Origin of the sequence: Limnospira sp. PMC 1279.21 (assembly GCF_032349615.1) — a bacterium.
Classification (GTDB): Bacteria; Cyanobacteriota; Cyanobacteriia; order Cyanobacteriales; family Microcoleaceae; genus Limnospira; species Limnospira fusiformis.
Window position 1 is genome coordinate 1 of the sequence record NZ_JARPLU010000253.1, and the last position, 4,807, is coordinate 4,807.

At 47.5% G+C, this 4,807-nt stretch carries 3 protein-coding genes; 2 read left to right on the plus strand and 1 reads right to left on the minus strand.

Features of this window, described 5'->3' with window-relative positions:
• Positions 1–168 precede the first annotated feature (168 nt).
• On the plus strand, positions 169–774 hold the full coding sequence (locus P5683_RS22765; RefSeq protein ID WP_008052461.1) for a cytochrome b/b6 domain-containing protein: 606 nt from the start codon (positions 169–171) through the stop codon (positions 772–774).
• A gap of 132 nt (positions 775–906) precedes the next feature.
• Here the strand turns inward: P5683_RS22765 and secA are convergent, their stop codons facing one another.
• On the minus strand, positions 907–3,696 hold the full coding sequence (secA, locus tag P5683_RS22770; protein ID WP_006624357.1) for a preprotein translocase subunit SecA: 2,790 nt from the start codon (positions 3,694–3,696) through the stop codon (positions 907–909).
• A 141-nt stretch (positions 3,697–3,837) separates the two neighbouring features.
• On the opposite strand from secA, the gene P5683_RS22775 reads away from it, so the two are divergent.
• A complete protein-coding gene (locus P5683_RS22775; protein WP_006624358.1) occupies positions 3,838–4,722 on the plus strand; it encodes an alpha/beta fold hydrolase in 885 nt (294 codons plus the stop codon).
• The last annotated feature ends 85 nt before the right edge of the window (positions 4,723–4,807 follow it).

Sequence of the window (4,807 nt, forward strand, 5' to 3'; positions counted from 1 at the left end):
CCATGGATTCCGTTCTCAAAGCTGCGTCCTAACCACCTTGACTAATGCTATAGATTACTCCTTTTCTCGCCCAAATCACACGGAGAACAAAGGATAATTATACCCATTGTGCAAGTTATCCTAAAACCCTGCTATACTATTGATAAAGAAACTCAAAAAGACCTAATTATGAGCGCTTCCAAACCCTACCAGCCCTTGCTATTTCGCCTATTACACGGCTTGAATAGCCTTTTAGTATTTGGATGTATTATCACTGGCTATCTCGTTTACGAAAGCTACGATCGCCGTTTCGGGACTCTCTGGTTAATCCCGGAAGATAGCAACCTGATCGACATCCATGGAACCTGGGGATTTTTCCTATTTTTTATGGCCTTAGCCTTCACCTACTACAGCCTACGTCGGGGGAAAAAACGCCTCATCCAACCTGACACCCTAGCCCAACTCAAACGGACCCCACAGCCAATCTGGTGGTACACCCTCCATCGAATCACCAACACCATAGCCTTATTAGCCCTAGCACTAGCCGTCATTTCTGGGAAATTCCAGGACGAAAACTGGCTGAGGGTAGGGGAAACACACCATTTGTCGTATAATATCCACCTGTTAGCTTGGGCAATTATGATTGTGGCGATCGCCCTTCATGTTCTGATGGCGGCGCGGGTTGGAGGTGTTCCCCTGCTGCTGTCTATGGCTAATTCTCAAATCAAATCCAGCGACCATCCCCGTCTCTGGTGGGGTAACTTGCGAAACTGGCTAAAACATCCCCGAATTTGACTATAAAAACGGAAAAGGCACTTGGGAGTCTGGCCGAGTTTCGACCCCAAGTACCTCTTCCTTCAAACCTTACTCCTCACACTTGACAACCAATATATACTATTTTCCGAGATTGTCAAGAGCATTTCCCAATTAAGCCACCGCAGGCTGAGGCTGAAACTGGAACATCGAGTAAATCACATTCCGGCGAATATCCGTCATCATATCCAGGAAAAGTTCGTAACCCTCCCGTTTATACTCCACCAGCGGGTCTTTCTGACCATAGCCTCGCAGACCCACAGACTCCCGCAAAGCATCCATTTGCTGCAAATGTTCCCGCCACAGAGTATCAATCTGTTGGAGAATAAAAAACCTTTCCGCATCACGCATCAGTCCAGGGCGAATCTGATTTACCTGAGCCTCCTTAATATCATAGGCATTACGCAGTTGTTCATACAAGAAAGTCTTAATCTCCTCAACCGTCATATCAAACAACTGTTCAGAAGTCAGATCCTTCAGCAAATAAACAAACTCCTTCACCTTAGCCACCAAAGTCTCAAGATCCCACTCTTCCGAAGGCAGATCCGGGTTAATATAAGCCTCGACGATATCATCCATCGTCTTTTCGCCATACTTAATCACCTGTTCCTTGAGATCCTGACCTTCCAATACCCGGCGGCGTTCCGCATAAATAGCCCGACGCTGATTATTCATTACCTCGTCGTACTCGAACACCTGCTTACGGATATCATAATAATAAGTTTCTACCTTTTTCTGGGCATTTTCCAGCGATCGCGTCAACAACTTCGACTCAATAGGTAAATCCTCCTCCACCTGAAAAGCCGTCATCATCGCCGCCACCCGTTCACCACCAAAAATCCGTAGCAAATTATCTTCCAGACTCAAAAAGAAGCGAGTCGAACCCGGGTCTCCCTGACGACCAGCCCTTCCCCGCAACTGGTTATCTACCCGACGGGACTCATGGCGTTCTGTACCGATAACGTGCAATCCTCCCAGGGACACCACCTCATCATGTTCCTCATGAGTAAACACCTCATACTCAGCCACAATAGCCTGATAAACCTCCCGTATCCGCTGAACCACCACATCAGTAGTGGGAGCTTTTTCCGAGGCTACAGCTAGGATATCCTCAGCCATAAGTTCAGGAACACTACGTTCCCCATAAACCGACACCGCAAAATCTACCGCCGATCGCAGTTTCTCTTGAGTCTCTACCGACAACTCCGTGGGAAAAATTCCCGCCGCCACCTTCCAAACCTTCGGCTTATCAGCAGCAGCAAAACCCTGGGGCTTATTACGACGGGGACCCCCTCCGATTTGAGGGATAGCCAATTCTCGCTCATCTTGCGGTTTCACAATTCGGGGCATAAAATACTCCCGTAACTTCAACCGCGCCATATAATCAGCATTACCCCCCAGGATAATATCAGTTCCTCGCCCCGCCATGTTAGTAGCAATAGTTACAGCCCCTTTGCGACCAGCCTGCGCCACAATTTCTGATTCCCTTTCCACATTTTCCGGCTTCGCATTCAAAAGATTATGGGGAACCTCCTGCTGTGATAACAAACCAGAAAGCAACTCCGATTTTTCCACACTGGTAGTTCCCACCAATACAGGTCTACCCATATTGTGCATTTGCGCGCATTCAGTAGCGATCGCCAGCCATTTCCCCTGCTCAGTTTTATAAACCATATCCGACAAATCCGCACGAGCCGTCGGTCGGTTAGTCGGAACTACCGTCACCTGCAAATTATAAATCTTCTCAATTTCCGCCTCCTCAGTTTTCGCCGTCCCCGTCATCCCCGACAATTTGGGATATAGCAAAAAGAAATTTTGATAAGTAATTGTCGCCAAAGTTTGGGTTTCCGGCTGAATTTCCACACCTTCCTTAGCCTCGATCGCCTGATGTAAGCCATCACTCCAACGCCGACCCTGCATTACCCGTCCCGTGAACTCGTCTACAATAACGACTTCATCATCCCGAACGATATAATTAACATCCTTGATAAACAATTCTTTTGCTTTCAACGCATTAAACACAAAATGCGCCCAAGGGTCATTAGGATCATATAAATCCTTAACCCCCAAAAACTCTTCCGCCGCCGCAAAACCCTCATCCGTCAGCAGAACATTACGCGCCTTTTCGTCCACCTCATAATGTTCCTTATCCTTCTGTAGCGCCTTCGCCACCTCCGCCGCCCTCATATACTTCTCACTAGGACGTTCTACCTGACCAGAGATAATCAACGGAGTGCGCGCCTCATCAATTAGCACCGAGTCCACTTCGTCAATAATGCAATAATTGAAAGGACGCTGCACCACCTCTTCCATAGAGGTCGCCATATTATCCCGCAAATAGTCAAACCCAACCTCACTGTTAGTTGCGTAGGTAATATCACAGCTATAGTTCTTTTTCCGTTCCTCTGGACCCATTCCCTGCTGGATTAATCCCACACTCAACCCCAGAAAACGGTGTACCTGTCCCATCCACTCAGCATCACGACGCGCTAAATAATCATTAACCGTGATAATATGCACCCCGTGACCTGATAACCCATTTAGATAAGCCGGGAGGGTCGAAACCAGGGTTTTTCCTTCCCCCGTTTTCATCTCCGCGATTTCCCCCTTATGTAAAATCATACCCCCCAGCACCTGAACATCAAAGTGCCGCATTCCTAACACCCGTCGGGAAGCCTCCCTGACTACAGCAAACGCTAACGGTAAAATTTCCTCCAGGATTTGTTCCCTTTCCTCCCGGTTTTTGGCTTTCGCCAACATCTCCTTAAACTCCCCCGTCTTTGCCTTTAGACCTTCATCGGAGAGCGATCGCACATCTTCCTCTAGGATATTAACATCCGTCACTACAGGCTGATATTTTTTGATTTTCCGGGCATTAGGATCGCCCAGCAGAGCTTTAAGCATAGCAATAACAGGATAATCTCAACACTTTCCTATCTAGTATAGGGTTTATTCTTTACCATGAAACTCCCATAGCCAGATCTTTTCCAATGCGATCGCATCCCTGTTGGTTTAGATTATAATTACTGATTGCCATTGCTTTTTATGTTTCCTGAGTATTTACCCCCACTGGCTGAACCACTCACCGAATTGACTTCTATCTCCCTCGCTGAAGCAATTATTGCTCAACCCATAACCCTCCCAGCCGTCCCTCAACCTATCCTCACTACCTATGTCCGCCAAGGAAACCCACAGCCTCCCATTCTTCTCCTACACGGTTTCGATAGTTCCGTCCTAGAGTTTCGCCGACTCTTACCACTATTAGCTAATACCACCGAAACCTGGGCCGTGGATCTATTGGGCTTTGGCTTTACGCAGCGATCGCCTTATTTAACCGTTAATCCTGCTCATATCCTAGCCCATCTCTACGCTTTCTGGCAATCCCGCATCAATCAGCCAGTTATCTTAGTTGGCGCTTCTATGGGAGGTGCTACAGCCATCGACTTTACCCTAAATCATCCCCACGCTGTACAATCTCTCGTCCTAATTGATAGTGCCGGAATCAATAAAGGTCCCATCGCTGGCAAGTTTTTATTTCCACCCTTCGACTATCTCGCTACCGAATTTCTGCGACAACCCAAAGTTCGCCAAAGTATCAGCGAAAACGCCTATTTTGACAAAACCCTCGCCTCCCGTGATGCTCAGTTATGCGCCGCGTGGCATCTACAATCACCATTATGGAATCGCGGTTTAATTGAGTTTACCAAAAGTGGCGGTTATGGTGCTTTTGGCGATCGCTTAAATACTATTCAACAACCCACCTTAATTTTATGGGGCAACAATGACAAAATCTTGGGAACCAAAGATGCCGATAAATTCCGAACCGCTATCCCTAACAGTAAACTTATCTGGATTGACAAATGCGGTCATGTTCCCCACCTCGAACAGCCACAAATTACCGCCAATCAAATACTCGAATTTGTCAATTAGCCACCCTCTCCCCCGCCCCCGCCTCATTCCCCCCAACCCTTGACAATTCCCCTCCCCATCAGTTACCATATTCTTGTGGGGGTTC

Bases quoted from the DNA above. Each gene is read 5' to 3' on its own strand.
- P5683_RS22765 (WP_008052461.1), top strand. From the start codon at position 169: ATGAGCGCTTCCAAACCCTACCAGCCCTTGCTATTTCGCCTATTACAC.
- secA (WP_006624357.1), bottom strand. From the start codon at position 3,696: ATGCTTAAAGCTCTGCTGGGCGATCCTAATGCCCGGAAAATCAAAAAA.
- P5683_RS22775 (WP_006624358.1), top strand. From the start codon at position 3,838: ATGTTTCCTGAGTATTTACCCCCACTGGCTGAACCACTCACCGAATTG.